This is a genomic window from Bradyrhizobium sp. NBAIM14, from assembly GCF_020193895.1.
Classification (GTDB): Bacteria; Pseudomonadota; Alphaproteobacteria; order Rhizobiales; family Xanthobacteraceae; genus Bradyrhizobium; species Bradyrhizobium yuanmingense.
The window spans coordinates 331,283-353,570 of sequence record NZ_JADYVQ010000004.1; the positions used below are offsets into that span (position 1 = coordinate 331,283).

Genomic DNA, 22,288 nt, shown 5'->3' on the forward strand with positions numbered 1-22,288 from the left:
CTGGTTTTGATCATGCCCCCCTCTCCCGACCGGCCGCTTCGCATCCTTCACGCCGTGCGCGCTCCGGTCGGCGGCATCTTCCGCCACATCCTCGACGTCGCCAACGGCCAGGTCGACCGCGGCCATCATGTCGGCATCCTCGCCGACAGCCTCACCGGCGGCGAGCGCGCCGACAAGGCGCTGACCGAGCTTGCGCCGCGCCTGAAGCTCGGCGTCCACCGCATGGCAATCCGCCGCGAGCCGTCGCCCGATGACGTCCTGGTATGGCTCCGCATGCGGCGGCTCATCGCCACGCTCAAGCCCGACGTGCTGCACGGCCACGGCGCCAAGGCCGGTGCCTTCATCCGCATGCGGCGGCGCTCGGACGACACGATCCGGATCTACACCCCGCATGGCGGCTCGCTGCATTATCCGCTCAACACCTTCAAGGGCGAGTTCTACGCGCGGCTCGAACGCGCGCTGATGGACTCCACGGACCTGTTCCTGTTCGAGAGTGCCTTTGCGCGCGACACCTATCAGCGTATCGTCGGCACGCCCAAGGGCGTGGTGCATTGCGTCTTCAACGGCGTGACGCCGGAGGAATTCGAGCCGGTCATCACCGCCGAGGATGCGACCGACCTGTGCTATGTCGGCGAGTTCAGGCACATCAAGGGCGCCGACCTGCTGGTCGATGCCGTGGCGCGCCTGCACGAGGGCGGCAAGAAGGTCACGCTCACGCTCGGCGGCGACGGCGAGGAGACGGCCGCGCTGAAGGCGCAGGTCGAGCGGCTTGGCCTCGCGAACGCCATCCGCTTCATCGGTCACGTCAAGGCGCGCTACGGCTTCTCCAAGGGGCGGCTGCTCGTCGTCCCCTCGCGCGGCGATTCCATGCCTTATGTCGTGATCGAGGCCGGGGCCGCGGGCATTCCGATGATCGCATCCAAGATCGGCGGCATTCCCGAGATCCTGGGCGTCGACAGCCCCGCACTGTTCGGCCCGAGCGATCCCGAGGCCATGGCGGAGGCGATCGCCGCAGCGCTGGACGATCCGCAAACCACCGCGCAACGCGCACTTTCCTTGCGCGAGCGCATCTCGGCGCACTTCTCGCAAGCCGCGATGGTCGAGGGCGTGCTCGCCGGCTATCGCGACGCATTTGCCAATCATTAACCATCCTTAAGTCCAGCTTTAGAGAATCTTCCGATTTGTTCGATAATCGAAGCGCCAGGGTATGCTTGCCCGGGCGCGCAATGCCGTGCCGCGGGTTCTGGAATGGACGTGAACGCCCGTGGAACCGCTCAACGCACGCTCGATGCTCGATGCCGCGGCCAGCACTGCGGCAAAGCCTGCTGACCAGCCCTTCGTGGAGCGCCGTCGCCGGCTCTCGCCTGCCGCGCTCGATGTCGTCAACCAGAAGGTCGCCCGCGCCTATTCGCCGATCGTGATCGCCGGCTTCGTGCGCCTTGCCGATTTCGCGCTGCTGAGCCTCGTCGGCATCGCAATCTATCTCGGCTACGTCATGCCGCTCGCGGGGGCGTTCAGCTGGATCTATCCAGCCGAGGTCATCGCCGTCGCCATCGCCGCCGTGGTCTGCTTCCAGGCCGCCGACATCTACCAGGTGCAGCTGTTCCGTGGTCAGCTCCGGCAGATGACGCGGATGATCTCGTCCTGGTCGTTCGTCTTCCTGCTCTTCATCGGCATCTCCTTCTTCGCCAAGTTCGGCAGCGAAATCTCGCGGCTGTGGCTCGCCGCCTTCTACTTCCTCGGACTCGCCGCGTTGATTGCCGAGCGCCTGGTGCTGCGCGCGCTGGTCCGCGCCTGGGCGCGCCAGGGCCGGCTCGACCGCCGCACCATCATCGTCGGCTCCGACAGCAACGGCGAGCAGCTGGTCGAGGCGCTGAAGGCGCAGGAGGATTCCGACATCCACGTGCTCGGCGTGTTCGACGACCGCAACGACAGCCGCGCGCTCGACACCTGCGCCGGCGCGCGCAAGCTCGGCAAGGTCGACGACATCGTCGAGTTCGCCCGCCGCACCCGCGTCGACCTCGTGCTGTTCGCGCTGCCGATCTCGGCGGAGACCCGCATCCTGGAGATGCTGAAGAAGCTCTGGGTGCTTCCGGTCGATATCCGCCTCTCCGCGCACACCAACAAGCTGCGCTTCCGGCCCCGCTCCTATTCCTATCTCGGCGAGGTGCCGACGCTCGACGTGTTCGAGGCGCCGATCACCGATTGGGACCTGGTGATGAAATGGCTGTTCGACCGTATTGTCGGCAGCCTTGCGCTGCTCGCAGCCCTGCCGGTGATGGCGTTGGTTGCGCTCGCCGTGAAGCTCGACAGCCCCGGCCCGGTGCTGTTCCGACAGAAGCGGTTCGGCTTCAACAACGAGCGCATCGACGTCTACAAGTTCCGCTCGATGTACCACCATCAGGCCGACCCGACCGCCTCGAAGGTGGTGACCAAGAACGATCCGCGCGTCACCCGCGTCGGCCGCTTCATCCGCAAGACCAGCCTGGACGAGCTGCCGCAGCTCTTCAACGTGGTGTTTTCAGGCAATCTGTCGCTGGTCGGCCCGCGCCCGCATGCGGTGCAGGGCAAGCTGCAGAGCCGGCTGTTCGACGAAGCCGTGGACGGCTATTTCGCCCGCCACCGCGTCAAGCCGGGCATCACCGGTTGGGCCCAGATCAACGGCTGGCGCGGCGAGATCGACAACGAAGAGAAGATCCAGAAGCGCGTTGAGTTCGACCTCTATTACATCGAGAACTGGTCGGTGCTGTTCGACCTCGTCATTCTCCTGAAGACGCCGATCTCGCTGCTGACCAAGAACGAGAACGCGTATTGAGTTTCTCTGTCATGCCCCGCGTAGGCGGGGCATCCAGTACTCCGTAGCGCTAGTGGTTTCCACGATAGGCGCCGCGGAGTACTGGATCGCCCGGTCAAGCCGGGCGATGACGGCTGTGTTGTGGCGCATGAGTTGCGTAAGCGTATGAGCGTGTGATGGCGTATGCGGCGACAGCCGGTGGAGTGAACGCAGCCGCAACGGCCGCGCCCGGCGTGCTGGCGTTGCAGCGCGCGCTGGTGTGGCTGGTCGGCGCCTCTGGCGCCATCGTCTTCATCGAGCCGAGCCCTTACGAGATCGCGACGCTGCTCGCGACCGTCACCTTTTTCGCCACCGGCCTGCGCCTGCGTCTCGTGCTGATGCCGCTGCTGTTGATACTGATCCTGCTCAATGTCGGCTACACCATCAGCGCGATTCCGCTGTACGAGCGGGCGGAGGTGGTGAGCTGGATCGCGACCTCCTGGTACATGGCGGTGACCGTGGTGTTCTTCGCCATGGTCATCTCCGAGGACACCGAGGCCCGGCTCGACATGCTGCGACGCGGCCTCGTGGTCGGCGCGATGATTGCCTCGCTGCTGGCAATTGCCGGCTACTTCCACCTGATTCCCGGCGGCAACGACCTCTTGACGCTCTACGGCCGCGCGCGCGGCACCTTCAAGGACCCGAACGTGCTCGGCGCCTACTTGATCCTGCCGGCGCTGTTCGCGCTTCAGAGCGTGGTCTCCGATAAATTGGCCAAGGCATTCCGCAACGTCATCGCCTTCGGCATCATGTCTCTGGCGATCCTGCTCGCCTTCTCGCGTGCGGCCTGGGGCGGCCTGGTGCTGACCTCCGCCTTCATGCTGGCGCTGATGGTGCTGACCAGCCGCACCAATGCGCAACGCTCGCGCATCGTCATCATGGCGATCGTCGCCGCGGTGCTCGGCCTCGCGCTGATCGCCGTGCTGCTGTCGCTCGATTCCACGGCGGAGATGTTCAAGCAGCGCGCGAGCTTCGGCCAGAGCTATGACGAAGGCCGCTTTGGCCGGTTCGGCCGGCACATCCTGGGTGCGGAGATGGCGCTCGATCTGCCGTTCGGCATCGGTCCACTGCAATTCAACCGCTACTTCCCCGAGGACACCCACAACTCCTACCTCAACGCCTTCATGTCCGGCGGCTGGCTCTCCGGCGTGTGCTATCCCGCGCTGGTCTTCACCACCGTCATCATGGGTTTCCGCCACGTCTTCATCCGTGTGCCGTGGCAGCGCGCCTACCTCGCGGTCTTTTCCGCCTTCCTCGGCACCGTCGGCGAAAGCTTCGTGATCGATACCGACCACTGGCGGCACTTCTGGATGATGCTGGGCGCAGTGTGGGGGATGATCGCAGCCGCGCAAGCCTACAAGCTCAGGTCCGGCGAGGACGCTTCTTCAGCTTGAGATCCGGCCGCTTTTCCGGCGGCGTGTCGAGCAGACCTTTCAGGGCCTCGGTCGCCGCGAGCGTGCCCTTGTATGCTTCATTGGAGAAGCGAAGCAGCAGCCGCAATTCCTCGTCGGAATAGCCGTTGCAGACGTTCTCCATCGCCTGCTGCATCGGCACGTAATACTGGCCGAGGCCGGCGATCGCCTCCGGCACGACCGTGATGAAGACCTTGCGACGATCCTTCTCGTCTCTTTCGCGCCGCACCAGGCCCGCCTTTTCGAGCCGGTCGACAACACCGGTGATGGCACCGGTGGTCAGGCCGGTGACCTCGGCGAGCCGCCCTGCCGTGACGCGGCCTTCGAGATACAGGATGTCCATGCATTCGAGATCGGAATTGGCAATTCCGGCAACGTTGGCAACGGTCTGTCCGTAGAGCACGCCCTGCGCGGAGGACCTGCGCATGGCGTCCTCGAGTTCCTGCAGCAGCGCAGCGCGCGCCTTCGTCCTTGACAAGGCCCACCTCATCTCTTAGGCAATATATATCTTAGTCACTAAGATATTTAGTGATCGTAATTTCTCCTAGCACCACGGAAACGTCGGGAGCAAGCCATGGCCCACCGTCCCCGCAAGGCGCTGATCATCGGCGCCGGCATCGCCGGCCCCGTCGCCGCGATCCTGCTGCGCCGCGCCGGCATCGAATCCGCGATCTACGAGGCCTGGCCCTATTCGAAAGGGACCGGCGGCGGCCTGCAGATCGCACCGAACGGCATGCATGTCCTGGACGAGATCGGGCTGGCGAAGCAGCTGATCGACCGCGGCTCGGTCGCGGAAGCCTTCAACTTCTATTCGCAGGGCGGCGAGAAGCTCGGCTCAATCAACCGCGACCTGGCGCGGCGCTTCGGCCAGCCGGCCGTCAACATCGCGCGCGCCACGCTGAACGAGATCCTGATCGACAAGGCCTGGTGCGCCTCTGTCTCGCTCTATTTCGAGAAGCGCCTGATCAAGATCGAGGATCGCGGCGACCAGCCGATTATCGCCTACTTCGCCGACGGCACCACCGCCGAAGGCGACTTCCTGATCGGCGCCGACGGCGTGCACTCGGTCGTGCGCCGCCAGGTGGTGCCTGACGGCCCGCAGCCGTTCGACACCGGCCTGATCGGCTTCGGCGGCTTCGTGCCGCATGCCGTGCTCGACGGCAGATCCAGCGGCCAGCACGTCGAAACGACCTTCGGCCAGAGCGGCTTCTTCGGCTACGGCTATTGCAGCTCCGATCCGAAAGACGGCGTGATGTGGTGGAGCACGCAGCCGGCGCACGGCATGGACGCGGCGACGTTCCGCGCGCTCGACCATGCGACGCTGAAGCAGCATCTGCACAGCTTCCATCACGGCTGGCATGATCCGATCCCCGCCATCATCGAAACGGCCGAGAACATCGTGGTCACCGACACGCTCGACGTCGCGACCCTGCCGACCTGGTCGCGCAAGCGTTCGCTTCTGATCGGCGATGCCGCGCACGCGACCAGCCCTCACGCCGGCCAGGGCGCCTCGCTGGCGCTGGAGGACGCGATGCGATTTGCTCGGCTGATGCAGGAGGGCCAGGAGCTCGGCGCCACTTTCCAGGCCTTCGAGACCGAGCGCCGCCCGCGCACCGAGAAGATCGTCGCGATCGCCCGCCGCAACGGCAACAACAAGCGCGAGTTCAGCGCCACCGGCGCCTGGATGCGCAATCAGATGCTGAAATGGCTGCTGCCGCTGGGCGCCAAGGGCATGGACTTCATGTACGCGTACGATGCGCGGGCGGCGTGACAGAGACGGTGCCGTAGGGTGGGCAAAGCGCAGCGTGCCCACCACCGAGAGATGGTGGGCACGGCGCGTTGCGCCTTTGCCCACCCTACGAGAGCCAACCTAGCTCTCCACTTTGAACGTCAGCCCGGCATTGTCCTGCAGCCGCTTGATCAGCTTGTGCTGCATCGCTGCGCCCGGCGTCCAGAAGCCGGCGGGAACGTCGCTCGCATCGCGCAGCAGGCAGATGGCGCATTCGGAGATCATCTTCGAGGTCGAGCCGTAGCCGGGATCGCGGTCGCCGGTGACGCCGGCGCGGACCATGCGGCCGTCGGGGGCGATCGCGACATAGAGCAGGTTGAACAGGCCGTTCTCCCGCTCCTCCTTCGACGGCCCCTCGCCCGGCTTCGGCGCGTTCGGGCCGGTCTTCTCGGCATTGGCCGCCATCACGCGCTTGGCGTTGGCCTCACCCTTCTCGCCGGGGCCAGTCAGCACCATCTCGTCGTAGACGAAGTCCTTCCCGTAGGGAAAGCCCATCAGCATGTTGGAGCGATGGACGTTGCGGGTGTTGATCAGCGCCATCATGAACGGCGCGGCCCAGGATTGCAGGTCCTCCTCGAAGACCGCCCTGTTGCCCTTGGGCTGCTTCGGGCCGGTGAAATCAGGCGTCAGCGCGAAGTGGTCGTTGAGGATGGCGACGAGGCTGAGATCCTTGGCGACGGCGTCGAAGGTCGCCTTCGCGCTCGCCGCCGTGCCGCCTGACAACGTGCCGCGCATGTCGCGCACGCGGCCCTTCACGCGCGGTGCCGGCGCGCCGAACACGCGCCTGGCTTCCTCCTGCACGAAGAAGGTGCCGAGCTCGAACGGCACGGAATCATAGCCGCAGGAGAACACGATGCGCGCGCCGCTCGCCTTGGCCGCCGCATCGTACTTGTCGATCATCTGCCGCATCCAGACCGGCTCGCCGCAGAGATCGAAATAATCGACACCCGCAGCGACGCAGGCAGCTAACAGGTCCTCGCCGTAGAATTGGTAGGGGCCGACCGTCGTGATCACCGATTTGGTTTGCGCCACCATCGCCTTCAGCGACGCCGCATCCGACGCATCCGCCACGATCAGCGGCGTGTCGGCCGGCGCGCCGATCGCATCGCGCACCGATTTCAGCTTGTCGAGGCTGCGGCCCGCCATCGTCCATTTCAGCGCCTTGTCGTCCTTGTAATGCGCCGCCAGATATTCGGCGACGAGCTGGCCGGTGAAGCCGGTCGCGCCGTAGACGACGATGTCGAATTTCCCAGAGCTCATGATCGGCCTTTACTTCTTCGCGTAGCTCACGCCCATGCCGGCACGGACGTCGCTTTGAATGCCATAGGGCGGGATCGGGTAGCGCAGGCCGTTCTTCGCCAGCGCCTTCATGCCCTCGATTGCCTTGGCGAGATGCGAGGGCTTCAATGCCATCAGCATCTCCTCGTCCGGCACGCCGCCATAGCGCCGTTCGGCATAGCATGGCAAGGACAGGCTGGGCTCCCCGGTCTTGAGCGCCCGCCCCCAGGAATCCGCGCAGGCGGTCTCGCCGACCACGCCCCATTCGAACTTCTTGTAGCCGGTATATTGCAGCCCGTTGATCAGGATGATCATCTGCCCCGGCGTCGCATAGACGAGGCAGATATCGGGAGGATCGAGCCGGCCGCTCGCGAGCGGGCTGACGGCGAGCGCCTGATAGTGCCCGAACGGAACCACGTCCAGCGCCGCCTGGCGGTTGCGCGCGTCCTCCGCCGTGCCGTGCCAGACCCCGACATAGTTTTCGCCGGCGAGCCATTTCTCGTCCTGCGGCGCAAGACCGATCACCGCGCGGCATTGGGCGCCTACGAGATCGTCGGCGGTGATGCCGACGGTCCAGCCCAGGCGCGCGGCCATGCTGACAATCTGATCGGTGGTGTGAATTGCGTTCGGGCGGCGGATCTTCGGGATCGCCTCCATTTCTGCGACGCTCGCGAACAGCTTCATGCCGATCACGTTCGTCTTCAGCCGCAGCAGGCTGTTGAGATCGGCGACGAGGCCGGCAAGGTCGATCCTGCCCGTACTCTGCTGTTGCATGGCTTCCTCCGCGCCGGCGATGGTGCGCCGCGTATTCTTGTTTTGCGGCTTTGTTCTAGTCCCTGCCCGGTCCCGGAAGCAACTCGGAGATCCTGCCCATCAGACGGTAAGCGGTAAGACCGATCCACTCGCGCACCGCAACTTCGGTTCGTCTCAAGCCGTCCGCGCCCATGTTGGTGAAGGAGAATAGATCCTCACGTCCCCCCATCCGCCAGTCCACCGGATAGGCCTCGACGTCAAATCCGGCCTTGCGGAAGATTCCCATCGAGCGCGGCATATGGAAGGCCGACGTCACCAGGAGCCAGCGCTCGCCGGGCTTTGGCGATACCAATTGCTTGGTGAAGATCGCATTCTCCCAGGTGTTGCGGGAGTTACGCTCGAGGATCAGGCGGTCCTTCGCGATGCCGAGATTCTCCAGGATCGGCGCGGAATAGTCGGCCTCCCTGGCCTCGCTCGACACCAGGTTCGCGGAGCCTCCGGTGAAGACGATGCGCGCATTGGGGTAGCGGCGCGCAAGCTCGGCCGGCGCAAACAGACGATCGGCCGCGTGCGCGACGACCGGCGTGCGATGCGCCGCCGACAGATCGGTGTCGACCGAGCCGCCGAGCACGATGATGCCGTCGGGCGCGCCGCGCGAGGCGTCCCACGCCGGGAAGCGCGACTCCAGCGGGTAGATCAGGAGATTGCCGAGCGGCGAGAACGCTGCGAGCGCCAGCAGCACCAGCGTGGTCACGGCAAGCCGGCGGCCAAACGCGGCAAAGCGCGTCGCCATCAGCACGACAGATACAATTCCGAGCTCGACCAGAAGATTGATCGGCAGCAGCGCGACGCCAATGGTCTTGGAGAGAGCGAAAAACAGAGGAGCCTCGCTGGAATGATCGTGCCTGCCATGCGCGGGCTTGGCCGGCACGGCCTTGTTCGGAAATCCTTCTTGAAAGAGGATCGATCGCCGGGTCAAGCCCGGACCGATCAAACCAACCGGACGCGGCAAATGACCCATCATCACCTGCATTCCAGCCCCGAAACCTGCCATTGGGGCTTCTTCGAAGCCGCACTCGAGCCCGTCCTCACCGTGGCCAGCGGCGACGAGGTGACGGTCGACACCATCAGCGGCGGTCCCGACATGCTGCCTGATCGCGACAGGTTTCACATTCCGCCCGAGATGCACCAGGTTCATGCCAAAAACGAGCGCATGCTGCCGGGCCACATCCTCACCGGTCCGATCGCGGTCGAAGGGGCCGAGCCCGGCGACGTGCTCGCGGTCGAGATCCTCGACGTGCAGCTCCGGCAGGATTGGGGCTGGAACATGATCAAGCCGCTGTCCGGCACCCTGCCCGACGATTTCCACGAGACGCGGATCCTGAACATTCCGCTCGACCGTACCAGGATGGTCGGTCGCATGCCGTGGGGCCTCGACCTGCCGCTGAAGCCGTTCTTCGGCGTGATGGGCGTATCGCCGCCGCCAGCCTGGGGCCGCATCTCCTCGCTGATCCCGCGCGCGATGGGCGGCAATCTCGACAACAAGGAGCTAGGAGCCGGTGCGACGCTGTATCTGCCGGTGTTCGTGCCGGGGGCAATGTTCTCCTGCGGCGACGGCCATGGCGTGCAGGGCGACGGCGAGGTCTGCGTCACCGCGATCGAGACCGCGCTGCAGGGCCGCTTCCGCCTGACGCTGCGCAAGGACCTGAAGCTCGATTACCCCCGCGCCGAGACGCCGACGCACTACATGACCATGGCGATGGACCCCGATCTCGACCAATGCGTGGTGCGCGCGCTCCGCGACATGATCGCGCTGCTCGGCGAAACGCGAAATCTGTCGCGCGAGGATGCCTACACGCTGTGCAGCCTCGCCGCCGATCTCCGGGTGACCCAGACCGTCAACGGCGCCAAAGGCATCCATTGCATGATCGAAAAGGCGATCGTGCACGGCTGAGCCGGCGCGCCCTTTCCTGACCTGCCGACATCACGCCGCCGCCCGGTCTTCCCGGCGGCCCGTCGTGATGTGTCCGATTCTCAAGCGATTCCAATCACGTGAGCTTCCGCCCCAGCGCTGATTTGACTTCCACCCCCGAACCTAAATAGAGTCTTAATCGTTACTTTTATGTACCCGAGTAAGAGGCTAGCGTTCGGGCCATGGCCACCGAAAAAGCCGAGACTGACCGCATTCCCGTAACCTTGGCGCTCTCGACCATCGCGTATCTGGAGAAGCTGGTGAGACAGGGCACCCACGGCACCAGCGTTCCCGGCGTCGCACGGACATTGATCGAGGAAGGCATCCGTCTCGCCATCAAGGACGGTCTTCTGTCGATCCGCGACAATGGCAGGACGTGAGCGCACCCGGTACGTGAGGCGGGCGGATCTCGAGACCGCGGATGGCCGACATCTGCAACCTGGGATCGCCGACAAATGCCTGTTCTCTCACCGACCTGGACCGACGAACGAATCGAACTCCTGAAGCAGCACTTCGAGGCCGGCCTCTCCTGTCGCGAGATCGCCGCCGACATCGGCGTCAGCCGCAACGCGGTGATCGGCAAATTGTCGCGGCTCAATCTAACGCGCGGCCGGACGGTCGACGACCGAAAGGTCCAGGACAAAGGCCTGGCGCCGGCGCGGATGCGCAAGGCCGTGCCGCGGCTGCAATACGAGATGCTCGCCACGATCTATGGCGAGACCGATGCGCCGGTGTTTGCCGGCCCAATCGACGAGGCCAACCGCTGCTCGTTGCTGGAGCTGTCGGAGAATCGCTGCCGCTGGCCGATCTCGACGCCGGGCGCAGCCGATTTCTGCTTCTGCGGCAACACGGCGCCGGACGGCCAGCCCTATTGCGCCGGCCACAGCCGCCTCGCCTACCGGCCGCCGGCGCGCACCCGCTTGATACGCGGCTGACGTTGCGGGCATCTGGACAACAAAAAACCTCCGGCGGGGCATCGCCGGAGGTTTCTGGAGGCTTAGCATGAAGCTAAGAGCCGCAACTTTCGTATCTGGCTGGCAGTGATATAGCTTAGTAGCTCAAGTAAGTAAATAAGTTTGACGCGACGGAATCGCATGGCTCGCCTTCGTGTTCCGCAACGGCATTCGATTTTCCGAAATCCTTGCCCATGAAAAACCCCGGCAGTTTCCCGCCGGGGGTCTCCGATCGATTTGCGCGATCGATGATCAGAAGTTGCGCTGAGCGCGCAGCAGCATGCTCACCGAGTCTTGGTCCTTCAGCTCGTACACGGCCGCCGGCTTCGCAGCGCTGGCTATGCCCGGGCTCGCGATGAAGCCGGAGTACTTCTGGTCCAGACGCGACCAGCTCAAGTCGGCAGTGAACGCCAGGCCCTTGACCGGGGTCCACACGGTGTTCACACCGACCACCGCGAAGTTGAAGTCCGGATTACAGGTCGAACCGGCCAACCCGATTGCGGCGAAGTTGGTGCAGATCAGGGCCTTGCCCGTGTTGCCGTACTTCAGCTGGGCGTAGCCACCGTAGATGGCGCTGGCCCAGTTCGGGCTCCAGTTGTGGGTATAGCCGCCACGGAAGCCCCAGGTCTTGACGGTATCGATGCCGGTACCGGTTCCGAACACGCCGTCGGCGAGACCGGCGAACCCGGTGCTCTGATACGCGCCGTTGCCGCTGCCGCTGAACATGAAGAAGCTCTGCGGGAACAGGCTCTGGAAGTTGTAGCGGGTCGCACCATCGGTGTAGACGGCCTGCAGGTTGATGACGTCACCCGCGCCGGTCGGGATGTTCTTGATCGACAAGGCGCCCTGCACGGCCCAGCCCCACTTGTCGGAGGGATGACCGGTGACTTCAGTCGCGCCGTAATAGGCTGAATGCAGCTCATGGGCCGCGACCGAGATCTGCGCCAGACCCCAGGCCTGGTCGACACGAACCTGACCGATCACCTCGGGCATGCGCGTGCCGCCCCAGGCGCTGGCGCCATAGACGCCGGTCACGAACTGCGCCGCCGTACCCGACGACACGTTCCAGAGGTTCGACTGACCATTGTTCGCCGAGGTCTCGTCCTGCAGCGCGAACGAAGCAGTGATGCCCTGGCCGAAGTCAGCCGTGTAGGCAACCTGGTTCACGCCGTTGACGTGGTTGGAGCCGCCCGGAAGGGTATCGGGGCCGCCGGCCGGATAGCTCTGCCAGGGAGCGTCGAAGATCGAGACCGTGCGGCCGAAGGTGAAGCCCGCGAACTGGATGAACGCATGGTAGAGACCGAGCGAGGCCGAACTGGTCGAGAACGCCGACGGGTTGCTGCCGGTGACGTTCGTGGAGTCGTAGCTGACGACCAGGTCGGCGTAGGTGCGAACAACGCCGTATTCGGTCGCCGTGCGGGTATCGACGTTGAAGTCCAGACGAGCGCGGCTGTAGTAGTAGTTGGTCAGACGGTTGTTGGACCCGCCGTTCACACTGCTCGAGCTGTTCCTGAAGCCATAGTCGCCGCCGCCGCCGAGAAGCATGTCAGCGCGGATGTAACCACCAAACTTGATGCAGGTATCGGTGCCCGGCATGTAGTAGAAACCCGCGCCGTAGAGCGAGCAGATCTTCACGTATTCGACTGCCTTGGCCTTGACCGGAAGATCAGCCGCCTGAGCTCCACCAACGGCGATCAGTCCCGCCGCAGTGCCGAGCAAAAGGCTCTTCACCACTTTCATTTAAAACCTCCAAGTTGCTCATTTCACGGAGACCGGACCGTGAGGCCCCCCAGATCCCCGTCTCTTCATCAAATCCGCTCGGCCGCTTCGCGTTTTCGGACGTACCTGCATTCGCGAGGGACGTGAGCGAACCACCTGCAACGGGACGATCGAGAACCCCCCACCGTCGGGATCAATATGCCCGCGCCGTTCCGTTAATCAAAATAGTTTATTAGATCAGCTTTGTGGTTTCACTAACCCTGTGGCCGCAACGCAACAGCGGTGTTGAGCCAAAAAGCCTGATCGGGTCATATTTGTAGTTTTCGTGACACCATTACCCTGCTCTGCACTTGCGTCAGAGCAGAGTTGCGTGGACTATGCCCGCCGAAAATGAGCCGGAAAGAGAATCAGCTTGCGGGAGTGACGCTGTGTCCGCGACGAGGAAGGAAGGCGCGCGCCTGCGCACCATCGGCAACCTGGATATCATCAGGCGATTCACCTGGGAGATATCGTCAATCAACATGTATCTCGAGGAGCTGCGTCAGTTCTGGGCGAGGACGCTCGGCATCAGCGGACCGCAATGGCTGATCCTGATGGCCATCTCGGACCTCGACAAGGACGACGGCATTCCGGTCAACGTCGTGTCCAAGCTCCTCCACGTCGATCCGTCCTTCGTCACCACCCAGTCCAAGCTGCTGGAGAAGAAGGGCCTTTTGCGCCGCCGCCCCTCGCCGACCGACGCGCGCGTGGTCCGGCTATCCCTGACCGAGAAAACGCAGAAGCACCTGGCGAGCCTCAACGAGCAGTACAAGACCATCAAGGAATTCGTCTTCCAGGAGTTCGACGAGGCCGAGCTCGCCGAATTCACCACCAAGCTCGCGACGCTGAAGACCCGGCTGGAAAAGGCCTGCGTCCGCCTCAGCCTGGACCTCTGACGGCTCGCCGCTAGATCCGCCCCGCGCCACGGAGCCGCGATTCCAGCCAGTCGAATATATATTCGTTGGCAAGGCTCGGATTGTCGGCATGGGCCTGCGCGGCGCCGGTCTCCGCCGCGGTGAACACTTTCAGCGTGACATCCGAGCTGCCGAGCCGGGAATTCCGGACGAGCTGACGCGCCCGGTCGGCCTTGAGCCAGCCGTCCTCCCCGAGCGTGATCAGCACCGGGCAGTCGGCGCTGGAGGCCATCAGCGGCGCATGCGGCACAGGGACGATGCTGACGTCGCTCATCGCGAATCGGCTGGCGAAAAAGGCCCGCTCGTGCAGATCCCACAGGCCGCCGTCGCAGACGGCGGCGGCAAGCCGCGGCTCCTGCAGCACCGCGCGCGCCACGAAGGACGAGCCCCAGCCATCGGCGATGATCCCGACCCGCGCGAAATCGACGTCCTGCCGCATCTCCAGATAATCCATGACGCCGGGGATCGCGCTCTCGAGATCCTGGCGCCGCAATAGCGCCTCGAGAAAATCGTCGCGCTGGTCGCCGAACAGGTCGAGCGCCAGCATCGAGAAGCCACGCTCGCGCGCGTGCGGCACGAGCTTGAACAGAAATTCTTCCTTGCGGTGGCCGGGCTCGCCGATGCAGATCACGGTCGGCGCCGGCTCCTTCCCCGATGGCGCGGGCAGGAAGTATCCCTGCAGCGAGTGCCCGTCGAGCCAGGGTATCGTCACCACCTCGCCGGCCGGGCTGCGCGCGGCGAGATAGCGGCGCGCGCATTCCTGCATGGCCAGCACGGCGACCCAGCGGCGCTCGTCGGCGGGATCGAGCGGCATCGCTGCGGCACCATAATAGTTCATGGCGCGCAGCCAATTGCGCTGCGCACTGGCGCGGTGGCCCTCCGCGAACGCGGTCTCCGCGCGCTGCCGATTGGTCTGCGCCAGCTTCTTCCACTCGCGGTGCCAGGAGCGGTCGTCGCCGCGCTTCAGCTGCCGCGCGATCATCAGGCATTCCGCGATCGTGGCGCCGCCCTCCTGGGCCGCCGCGAGCAGCCGCGTGAACTCAGCTGAAATGTCCTCTCGCTCCGGGCAAAAGGTCCAGTCGTCGGAGAGGCATGCGGGCATCATTGGGAGCTACGCTCTAATCGTCGCGTTACCCCGATTGACTAAACCATTTCAAGTCGCCGACCAAGCCGGCGCGCGCGTCATTACAGGCATGTGAGATCAACATCGCTTGAACAACGTCATGACGGATGCGTGACATTGCAACAGATCATGGTGCGCGACGAACATTGGCGGGAGCTGGCACTTAGAATTGTCCAAGTATCTCTTGCCATGACGACCATCATAGCCATATCGGCGCGCCTTGCTGGGCGCGCTAAAGAATATGACCCCTAGCGGCGGCGTGCGCGCACGCCTCTCCTTCGAGACGGCGCTGACGTGCCTCCTCGGGTGCGATGGGTGGGCGCCCCGGCAGCGGCCTCAACCAAGCCGCCAGCCGACCTCCTGCGTAAAACTTTCGAAGAAGGCGCGGTCATAGGCCTGCTCCGGCGCGGCGCGCACGCGCTCGTCGAGAAGCCTGGCGTCCTCGCCGACCAGAATGCGCCACCGCTCCGCCTTGACCCCGTCGAGGATGATCTTGGCGGCTTCTGCCGCCGTCGTCGGCGCATCCTCCAGGAAGCTGCGGGCGCGCTCGGCGAACGCCGCCTGGATGTCCTCGTCCGACATCCCGTCGGCATCCGGCACGCCGGCCGCGACCATGCGCTTGCGGGTCAGCGCGACCTCATCGGCATTGAGCCGCTCCGAGCCGTCGGCGCTCTGCACCTTGCGCGAGTTGGAGACGATCGAGGTGCCGATATGGCCGGGCATCACCACCGAGCATTTGACGTGCGGCGCATGCAGGCGCAAATCGTTGATCAGCGCTTCGGTGAATCCCTTCACTGCGAATTTGGCCGCACTGTAGGCGGTGTGCGCCTGGTTCATGCCGATCGAGGCCCAGAAGCCGTTGACGCTGGCGGTGTTGACGATGTGGGCTTCGTCCGCGGCCACCAGCATCGGCAGGAAGGTGCGCACGCCGAGATAGACGCCGCCCCAGCAGATGTTGAAGGTGCGCTCCCATTGCTCGCGGGTGTTGGTGAACAGGCTGCCGCCGCCGCCAATGCCGGCATTGTTGAACAACAGATGGATCCTGTCGGTCTGCTGCTGCTCGGCGAGCTCGTCGCGAAAACGCTTCAGATGGTCCTCGATCGCGACGTCGGCGACGTGCGTCGTGACGCGCAGCCCCTGCGGCAGCTTCTCGGCCTCGCACAGCCGCTTGGTCTCGGCCATCGCGGCCTCCGAGACGTCGCACATGGCGACGTTGCAGCCCTCGGCCACGAGCTGCCGCGCGAGCTCGCGCCCCATGCCCGTGCCGCCGCCGGTGATGACTGCGATCTTTCCAGCAAAATCCTTCATGGGACTTCGGTCCCTCCCCTTGTCGGTGTGTTTCTTGGTCACGGCGCCGCTGACCGCGGCGCGCGCAAAACTGTAGCAGCGCGACATCCGCGGGTAAAAGCCGTGCGCTGCCCTCTTCGCCTTCGGTAATTTCGGCGGGCGGACTACGCGCGATGTTGCGCGCGGGCCTTGTGAAGTGGCTCATAGGCGACACGGCCCGGATAATCGATCATTCCTGAGTATTTTCCAGCGGGTTCCCCGTATTTGTCCGGCTTCGGGTTAATGGCAATTTTTCTACAATCCGAATCGCCAAATGGGGGTGGACGCTGGATTGAGTCGGCCAGGCCAGCGTGTTGTTTGCGTGTCACAGGCTCTGGCACTCCGCTTGCATCCTCTTCGTGGTCAGAAACAACCAACGAGGTGATAGGAATGTTCGTGACCGTCGTTGCCGTGCTTTGCCGGCTTGGCGCAGCCAGCTCAGGCAGTTGTGTCGAGGAAATCGTGACAGACAGCAACATGACACCCGAGATTTCGCTAATGCAGTGCGCGATCGGCGCACAAGCGCCTCTCGCGAAGTGGATGGGTGAGCATCCGATCTATCACGCGAACTGGCGCCTCGAGCGCTACAAATGCGTGCCGGGTCATTACGAGATCAAGGGCCACGCCTAAGGCCCCGCAAAACCACTGGTACCGAGACCACGGATACCAGAACGATCGATCCAAGAGGAAACGCCCGGGGGCCGCTTATCCCTGCGTGCGGACACTGCCAGCGCCAGACCGATCACGGCAGGCGCTCTGTGACAATGATCACGCCCTCCCTCTAAGCCACTTCACGCAAGATGATCGCGCGTGCCCGCCGTCCTTCCGGCGTCGGCATCAGCGCGAAGTTGTGCGGTTGCTCGCGCAATAGATGCAGCTCGATCGGCACGCCCACCGCCCTCGCTCTTGCGGCAAGGTCGACGCTGTCTGGATACAGAAGATCGCGCGTGCCCGAAAAAATCGTCATCGGCGCGAGCCCGCGGAAACTGCCGTTGAGCGGGCTGACGAAGGGATGGCCGACTTCGAGCTCGCCGGCATAGAGCCGCGCGGCCTCGACGATGCCCGGAATATCCTGGATCGGATCGCGCGCCGCGATCGCAACCTGCTCCGGACGGCCGACCGAGGCATCGGCCGCGGGCGAGATCAGCAGCAACCGGCTCGGCTGCCGATGACCGCGATCGCGCAGCCATTGGCAGGCGGCGAGCGCAAGCCCAGCGCCGGCCGAATTGCCGACGACCGTCACTTTTGCATCGCCAGCGTCTTCCAGCAGCATGCGCAGCAGCTCGGCCGTCGCCGGCACGACGTCCTTGGCGGTCGCCCGCGGCGCCAGCGGGTAGATCGGCACGACGCAGCAGATTCGCGCCTTGCGCGTCATCTCACCGATGAAGCGCCAATGCGCCGGCGCGATCTCGTTGATGTAGCCGCCGCCATGCAGGAACATGACGTAGTTGCAGCCCTCGTGGCCTGACGCCGGCTCGGTGTAGTAGACCGGCCAGCCGCCCATCTTGGTCAGCGTCACCTCGACGTTGCCGACCCCGACCGGCTCGTGAGAGGCCGGCGCCAGCGCCAGCTTCTGCACACGCGCCAGCACCGCCTCGGCGGATGCAAGCTGCTGCTTGTAGGGAAGCTGCCGCAGCAGCAGGTTGAGGGCCCGGCTTTGCAGGCTTGGTGCTGGATCGCGCGGCGCCCGCGCGCCGAATACGCAGCCGCCCGGACAGAATTGGAAGGCCGATACAAGTCTCGCAACGCTCATCGCCACATCCCCATCCGGCTGTTTCGACCCGGCGACGAAGAGGGTTGCCGACCCGCCGCCATTGGTCGATATAATGCGAGCATTCACTCGCTTTTCCTACTCGCATTCAGATCACAAGTCCGTGGCCCGCAAACCGTCCACAACACCCCGGAAAAATGCCTCGCAGGAGCGATCCCGTGCCACCGTCGACGCGCTGGTCGAGGCAACTGCTCGCATTCTGGTCAAGGAAGGCTTCGAGAAGGCCAGTACCAACCGCATCGCCGAGATCGCCGGCGTCAGCGTCGGCTCGCTCTACCAATATTTTCCCAGCAAGGAGGCCCTCGTCGCCGCCGTGATCGATCGCCACAATGATGCGATCATGAATGTCGTCCGCGCCGCCTTCGCGGAGGTCGCCGACCTGCCGATCGAGATGGCCGTGCACCGCCTCGTCACCGTCGCGATCGAGGCCCATCACATCGACCCGAACCTGCATCGCGTCCTCGCCGAGCAGATCCCCCGCTCCGGTCACCTCGCGGAAGTCGAAGCCTACAGCCACGAAATCCACGCCCTCGTGCGCACCTATCTCGAACGCCACCGCAAGGAGATGCGCAAGATCGATCCCGCGCTCGCAGCATTCATGTGCGTGAGCGCGATCGAAGCCATCGCGCACAACACCGTGCTGAACGGAGAGATGCTGTCGGAGAAGATGGTGAAGGTGCTGGTGGACGAGACGACGCGGATGGTGGTGGGGTATTTGAGGTAGCGGAGCCTGAGATTACGGAAATCGGCGACAGCGCGCCCATTTGGATGAGGCAGCGTCCTGCGCCCTGAGAGGCGCGCCAGAATGCAGTCCAGCACTGTCACCGTAATGTCCGAACACGACGGATCGAGGAAGCGCCCACTTCGCCAGGCCCGATGACACAAAGCGCACCGCGTTTGTTCGGGACCAAGTTACCATGCATAGTACCGGGGCTCTCGGCGGGCCGCTTGACTCAGGTCAATATCCCGCCGGCCTCAGCGCGCCAACATTGTCGTATGGGTGTTGTATTGCCTGCCATCTAGCGTGAGCGATCCCGGCGGAGTGCCGGGGCGCGGACATCGATCGTGAATCGTGACACGACGGAAAGCAGAATGAAGCTCGCGCTTGCGCTGCCACCACCGCAACGTGATTTGCGTCTCGACCTGTTTCGCGGCCTCGCCAACTGGGCGATGTTTCTCGGCCATGTGCCCGGCACAGTGCTGGTGTGGTGTTCGTTCCGAAATTATGGATTCAGCGACGGGGCCGACCTGTTCGTGTTCATCTCCGGCTACACCTCGGCGCTCGTTTATACCCGAAAAATGGAGCGAGGCTTTGTGTTCGGAACGAGCAGGCTCTTCAGGCGCGTATGGCAAATCTACACCGCCCATATCGTGCTATTCATGATCTACCTGGCTTTCATCCATTTCCTGTCGGAGAGGTTCAACGCGCCTGATCTGATCGATCTGTTCAACGCCGGACCGGTCACCAGCGCGCCGATCGAGATGATGACGCAGGGGCTTTTGCTGCGATACAAGCCTCTGAATTTGGACGTGCTGCCGCTGTACGTCGTCTTGATGGGCCTGTTTCCTCCGATCCTCTGGTTGATGTTGAGATTTCCCGACGCCGCCATGATCGGGTCGGTGCTGTTATATCTGGCTGCGCGGCAATTCCATTGGAACCTGCCTTCCTATCCGTCGGGAAGCTGGTACTTCAATCCGCTGGCGTGGCAGCTTCTGTTTGTTACGGGCGCATGGCTCGCGTTGACCGGTGCGGGGCGTCTGCATTTCTTGCTGCGGTCCAGGTTCGTGCTGGTTGTTGCGGTTGCCTATTTGATTTTTGCGGCGATCATGACGTTAGCTGCTCACCAGCCTCAGCTCCGGGCCTTGTTTGCGCCTGCCTTGTTCGAGCTTTTCAATCCCAACGACAAGACCAATCTGGCGCCCTACCGCTATCTTCATTTGATGGTACTGATTATCCTTGGTGCCCGGTTCATACCGATCGATGCGCGCGGGCTACAAGCCACCATCTTGCGACCCCTGGTAAAGTGCGGCCAGCAGTCCCTCGAAGTGTTCTGTGTGGGCATTCTCCTGGCCTTCATCGGGTACTTCATCCTGCAGTTGGCAGGGAACGGCATCCTCGCTCAACTGCTCGTCGGAGCTGCGGGAATCGCGATCATGACGGCGGTTGCCTACTACAGATCCTGGTCAAAGCGAGTAGAGAAACCTTCACATGAGAGTCCGGTGGATGGAAAGAGGGCGCCGGAAAGCACCGGCCCCCTCGAGCATCTTGTAGTGCGCGCCGCCGGAACGGTGCCGCAGGTCGCTTGCGGGACGGGTACGCAGCAGCAGCCGTTAAGGGAAGTTTGACAACCGCGCCGGCCGTCAAGATCGCGATCGAGGCCCATTCCATCGACCCGAATCTGCACCGCGTCCTCGCCGAGCAGATCCCCCGCTCCGGCCACCTCGCCGAGGTCGAGGCCTACAGCCACGAAATCCACGCCCTCGTGCGCGCCTATCTCGAACGTCACCGGAAGGAGATGCGCAAGCTCGACCCCGCGCTCGCAGCGTTCATGTGCGTGAGCACGATCGAAGCCATCGCGCACAACACGGCGCTGAACGCAGCCGAGATGCTGTCGGAGAAAATGGTGAAGGTGCTGGTGGACGAGACGACAAGGATGGTGGTGGGGTATTTGAGCTGGGTGGGCGACAAGCCAGGGCATTGCGATCTAGCTCCGCACGATGCTTCTTGAGCTTCGCATCTGGCCTGATGACGATCGCACTGCCCGCGTCCAAAGCTGATCGTATTTGCGCGACTCATCCTCCGCCGGGACGCGACCGCGTCAGTCGTCGCGCGGTAACTCGCCTCGCCAATTTAAATATTTATGCATATTTAATTTTGACAAATTAAATCATTATTATTTGAGGCCGGGCAGAACCGGAGCGTGGTCAATCTCAGTCAGGCACGCTCTTGCTCCGCGATGTCGGTATGTCATCACCGTTTTGCGCGTCTTGAGGAACGCGACCTCTGAGCTTGCATTGTCGGCTTGATCTTCAATCGTTCACGAGGTCGACAATGCATCTTCTCGTCAGAATGGCGGCGATTGCGACAGTCCCTGCTTGGATCGGATTGAACGCGAACGGCGCTGCAGCACAGGATTTCCATGACCGGTGGTCCATCATTCCGAAGGCTCAGGCAGAGCCGGCGCCTGCTGGACCCGAACAGCCGAAGAAGGATCAGATTGAGGCGCCACCTCCAACCGCACAAGAGCCATCGGCTGATCGCTCGGGCATGCGATCTTTCAATCGAGTCTTTTCGGGAAAGGCCTCCTATTATTCATATTCCAAAGGCAAGACAGCGAGCGGTTCGACATTCAATCGGAATCACCTCACGGCGGCGCATCGCAGCCTGCCGTTCGGCACCAAGGTCCGCGTGACCCATGGAGGAAGCAGCGTCATCGTCACCATCAACGACAGAGGCCCGTTCATTCGTGGCCGCGTCCTCGATCTCTCGCTCGCTGCCGCGCGCAGCTTGGGGATTACGAATCGCGGCGTAGCTCAGGTTCGTGCCGAGGTGTTGTAGCGGGCGGCTTTTGAACGGCCGTGACATTGAAAACCCGACGCGTTTGTGGATATGACCTCGAGTACTCACCGCCTTCAACGGGATGGCGATGGGGTATTTGAGGTATCAGCGCTTGTGCCTTTTGGGGAAGCCGGCGGAAGCCTCGCAGAATAACAAGTAGTCCCGCAACGCCGATCATGTCGGCGGGCAGACGAAGGTCGTCAGGCTTCCTTCTTCTTCACGCTGATATTTCCGTCGCCCTCGATATATGCCTCTACGACGTCCGAGGGACTCGCTATCCCCTCCTCGCGAAGCTTGCTCATCAACTCATCCATCGTCACCAGCTCCTGCCGCATGTGGCGGCGAAGGACCTGCCCGTTTTTGATGAGCAGGAGCGGCGCCGGCCGAGCAAGCCGCTCCACGAAAGGCACGTGATACCCGACCCAGTCGATGGCTAGATTCCAGAAAATGATGGTGGCAACGAGCACGATACCTTCTGTGATCGAGTGGTATTCGCCCGCCATGCCATTCTGCGCCGCGTCCGCCAACAGGACGACGAGAAGCAAATCGGGAATGCTGAGTCCGCCGGTTTGTCGCTTCAAAATGAACCGCATCAGGGTGAAGATGCCGAGATACATGATGGTGCCCCGCACGATCATTTCCATGATGGAATGCGTCGGGACGAAGATCTCGCTCCACGATAACTGAAACATGTTGCCCTCGCCTGAATGGAAGCGTCCTGATGCCGCGAATCGAAACTCTTATCGGACCCGAACAGTTTCGGAGTTGCGAGGAGGATGGTGAAGAGTTGAGGCTCTAGCCGACCGCTCGACCGTGATTGTCCTCTGGACGATCAGCTCCTACCACT

Annotated in this window: 22 protein-coding genes; 13 read left to right on the forward strand and 9 right to left on the reverse strand. The window is 63.5% G+C overall.

The genetic code is table 11. The features are described from left to right. Window positions 1-12 precede the first annotated feature (12 nt). From I6F28_RS13310 to I6F28_RS13320, 3 genes are all read left to right on the forward strand, one after another. Window positions 13-1,146 carry a glycosyltransferase family 4 protein gene (locus I6F28_RS13310; protein WP_225140080.1) on the forward strand — a complete coding sequence of 378 codons (1,134 nt, stop codon included), beginning with the start codon at window positions 13-15 and terminating at the stop codon, window positions 1,144-1,146. A gap of 118 nt (window positions 1,147-1,264) precedes the next feature. Next, entirely contained in the window at window positions 1,265-2,815 is a 1,551-nt protein-coding gene (locus I6F28_RS13315) for an undecaprenyl-phosphate glucose phosphotransferase (RefSeq protein WP_225140081.1), read from the forward strand. Between the two features lie 155 nt (window positions 2,816-2,970). Further along, complete coding sequence (locus I6F28_RS13320) at window positions 2,971-4,227, forward strand: O-antigen ligase family protein (RefSeq protein WP_225140082.1); 1,257 nt, start codon at window positions 2,971-2,973, stop codon at window positions 4,225-4,227. On the opposite strand, the gene I6F28_RS13325 is transcribed toward I6F28_RS13320, so the two are convergent. After that, complete coding sequence (locus tag I6F28_RS13325) at window positions 4,196-4,672, reverse strand: MarR family transcriptional regulator (protein WP_050995948.1); 477 nt, start codon at window positions 4,670-4,672, stop codon at window positions 4,196-4,198. The two genes, I6F28_RS13320 and I6F28_RS13325, sit on opposite strands and share 32 nt — an antisense overlap. A 147-nt stretch (window positions 4,673-4,819) precedes the next feature. On the opposite strand from I6F28_RS13325, the gene I6F28_RS13330 reads away from it, so the two are divergent. Then, window positions 4,820-6,016, forward strand: coding sequence for an FAD-dependent monooxygenase (locus I6F28_RS13330; protein WP_225140083.1), 1,197 nt, complete (start codon window positions 4,820-4,822; stop codon window positions 6,014-6,016). Window positions 6,017-6,115: 99 nt separating this feature from the next. On the opposite strand, the gene I6F28_RS13335 is transcribed toward I6F28_RS13330, so the two are convergent. Genes I6F28_RS13335 through I6F28_RS13345 form a run of 3 tightly spaced genes read right to left on the reverse strand, consistent with a single transcriptional unit; the run spans window position 6,116 to window position 8,909 of the window. Then, window positions 6,116-7,294, reverse strand: coding sequence for a saccharopine dehydrogenase family protein (locus I6F28_RS13335; RefSeq protein ID WP_225140084.1), 1,179 nt, complete (start codon window positions 7,292-7,294; stop codon window positions 6,116-6,118). Window positions 7,295-7,303: 9 nt separating this feature from the next. Continuing rightward, the gene (locus tag I6F28_RS13340; RefSeq protein ID WP_225140085.1) at window positions 7,304-8,086 is read right to left on the reverse strand and encodes a DUF169 domain-containing protein; all 783 of its coding nucleotides are present in this window, start codon (window positions 8,084-8,086) and stop codon (window positions 7,304-7,306) included. 55 nt (window positions 8,087-8,141) lie between these two features. Next, window positions 8,142-8,909 (reverse strand): YdcF family protein, encoded by a 768-nt coding sequence (locus tag I6F28_RS13345; RefSeq protein WP_036010382.1) that lies wholly within the window; start codon window positions 8,907-8,909, stop codon window positions 8,142-8,144. Window positions 8,910-9,077: 168 nt separating this feature from the next. Here I6F28_RS13345 and I6F28_RS13350 point away from each other — a divergent pair, with 168 nt between their 5' ends. From I6F28_RS13350 to I6F28_RS13360, 3 genes are all read left to right on the forward strand, one after another. Continuing rightward, the gene (locus I6F28_RS13350; RefSeq protein WP_225140086.1) at window positions 9,078-10,019 is read left to right on the forward strand and encodes an acetamidase/formamidase family protein; all 942 of its coding nucleotides are present in this window, start codon (window positions 9,078-9,080) and stop codon (window positions 10,017-10,019) included. A gap of 200 nt (window positions 10,020-10,219) precedes the next feature. After that, a complete protein-coding gene (locus I6F28_RS13355) occupies window positions 10,220-10,417 on the forward strand; it encodes a hypothetical protein (protein ID WP_024341172.1) in 198 nt (65 codons plus the stop codon). A gap of 75 nt (window positions 10,418-10,492) precedes the next feature. Then, the gene (locus I6F28_RS13360; RefSeq protein ID WP_225140087.1) at window positions 10,493-10,972 is read left to right on the forward strand and encodes a GcrA family cell cycle regulator; all 480 of its coding nucleotides are present in this window, start codon (window positions 10,493-10,495) and stop codon (window positions 10,970-10,972) included. Between the two features lie 270 nt (window positions 10,973-11,242). Here the strand turns inward: I6F28_RS13360 and I6F28_RS13365 are convergent, their stop codons facing one another. After that, window positions 11,243-12,730 carry a porin gene (locus tag I6F28_RS13365; protein ID WP_109143549.1) on the reverse strand — a complete coding sequence of 496 codons (1,488 nt, stop codon included), beginning with the start codon at window positions 12,728-12,730 and terminating at the stop codon, window positions 11,243-11,245. A 407-nt stretch (window positions 12,731-13,137) separates the two neighbouring features. Between I6F28_RS13365 and I6F28_RS13370 the strand changes: the two genes are divergently transcribed. Then, window positions 13,138-13,644 (forward strand): MarR family winged helix-turn-helix transcriptional regulator, encoded by a 507-nt coding sequence (locus I6F28_RS13370; protein ID WP_036010395.1) that lies wholly within the window; start codon window positions 13,138-13,140, stop codon window positions 13,642-13,644. A gap of 10 nt (window positions 13,645-13,654) precedes the next feature. Here the strand turns inward: I6F28_RS13370 and I6F28_RS13375 are convergent, their stop codons facing one another. Then, window positions 13,655-14,767: an alpha/beta hydrolase family protein gene (locus I6F28_RS13375; RefSeq protein ID WP_036010398.1), complete on the reverse strand. Its 1,113-nt coding sequence runs from the start codon at window positions 14,765-14,767 to the stop codon at window positions 13,655-13,657. 354 nt (window positions 14,768-15,121) lie between these two features. Next, window positions 15,122-16,093 carry an SDR family NAD(P)-dependent oxidoreductase gene (locus tag I6F28_RS13380; RefSeq protein WP_225140088.1) on the reverse strand — a complete coding sequence of 324 codons (972 nt, stop codon included), beginning with the start codon at window positions 16,091-16,093 and terminating at the stop codon, window positions 15,122-15,124. A gap of 408 nt (window positions 16,094-16,501) precedes the next feature. Here I6F28_RS13380 and I6F28_RS13385 point away from each other — a divergent pair, with 408 nt between their 5' ends. Next, complete coding sequence (locus I6F28_RS13385) at window positions 16,502-16,741, forward strand: hypothetical protein (RefSeq protein ID WP_025036674.1); 240 nt, start codon at window positions 16,502-16,504, stop codon at window positions 16,739-16,741. 151 nt (window positions 16,742-16,892) lie between these two features. Here I6F28_RS13385 and I6F28_RS13390 read toward each other — a convergent pair whose 3' ends face one another. Beyond that, on the reverse strand, window positions 16,893-17,864 hold the full coding sequence (locus I6F28_RS13390) for an alpha/beta fold hydrolase (protein WP_083235130.1): 972 nt from the start codon (window positions 17,862-17,864) through the stop codon (window positions 16,893-16,895). A 121-nt stretch (window positions 17,865-17,985) separates the two neighbouring features. Here I6F28_RS13390 and I6F28_RS13395 point away from each other — a divergent pair, with 121 nt between their 5' ends. The 4 genes from I6F28_RS13395 to I6F28_RS13410 all read left to right on the forward strand — a co-directional run bounded on the left by I6F28_RS13395 (window position 17,986) and on the right by I6F28_RS13410 (window position 21,441). After that, on the forward strand, window positions 17,986-18,606 hold the full coding sequence (locus I6F28_RS13395) for a TetR/AcrR family transcriptional regulator (protein WP_036010401.1): 621 nt from the start codon (window positions 17,986-17,988) through the stop codon (window positions 18,604-18,606). 368 nt (window positions 18,607-18,974) lie between these two features. Next, window positions 18,975-20,228 carry an OpgC domain-containing protein gene (locus tag I6F28_RS13400; RefSeq protein ID WP_063822468.1) on the forward strand — a complete coding sequence of 418 codons (1,254 nt, stop codon included), beginning with the start codon at window positions 18,975-18,977 and terminating at the stop codon, window positions 20,226-20,228. Continuing rightward, the gene (locus tag I6F28_RS13405) at window positions 20,225-20,611 is read left to right on the forward strand and encodes a hypothetical protein (protein ID WP_225140089.1); all 387 of its coding nucleotides are present in this window, start codon (window positions 20,225-20,227) and stop codon (window positions 20,609-20,611) included. Before I6F28_RS13400 ends, I6F28_RS13405 begins: the two co-directional genes overlap by 4 nt. A 323-nt stretch (window positions 20,612-20,934) precedes the next feature. Next, entirely contained in the window at window positions 20,935-21,441 is a 507-nt protein-coding gene (locus tag I6F28_RS13410; protein WP_036010404.1) for a septal ring lytic transglycosylase RlpA family protein, read from the forward strand. 200 nt (window positions 21,442-21,641) lie between these two features. Here the strand turns inward: I6F28_RS13410 and I6F28_RS13415 are convergent, their stop codons facing one another. Continuing rightward, a complete protein-coding gene (locus tag I6F28_RS13415) occupies window positions 21,642-22,133 on the reverse strand; it encodes a DUF421 domain-containing protein (protein WP_036010407.1) in 492 nt (163 codons plus the stop codon). Window positions 22,134-22,288 lie beyond the last annotated feature (155 nt).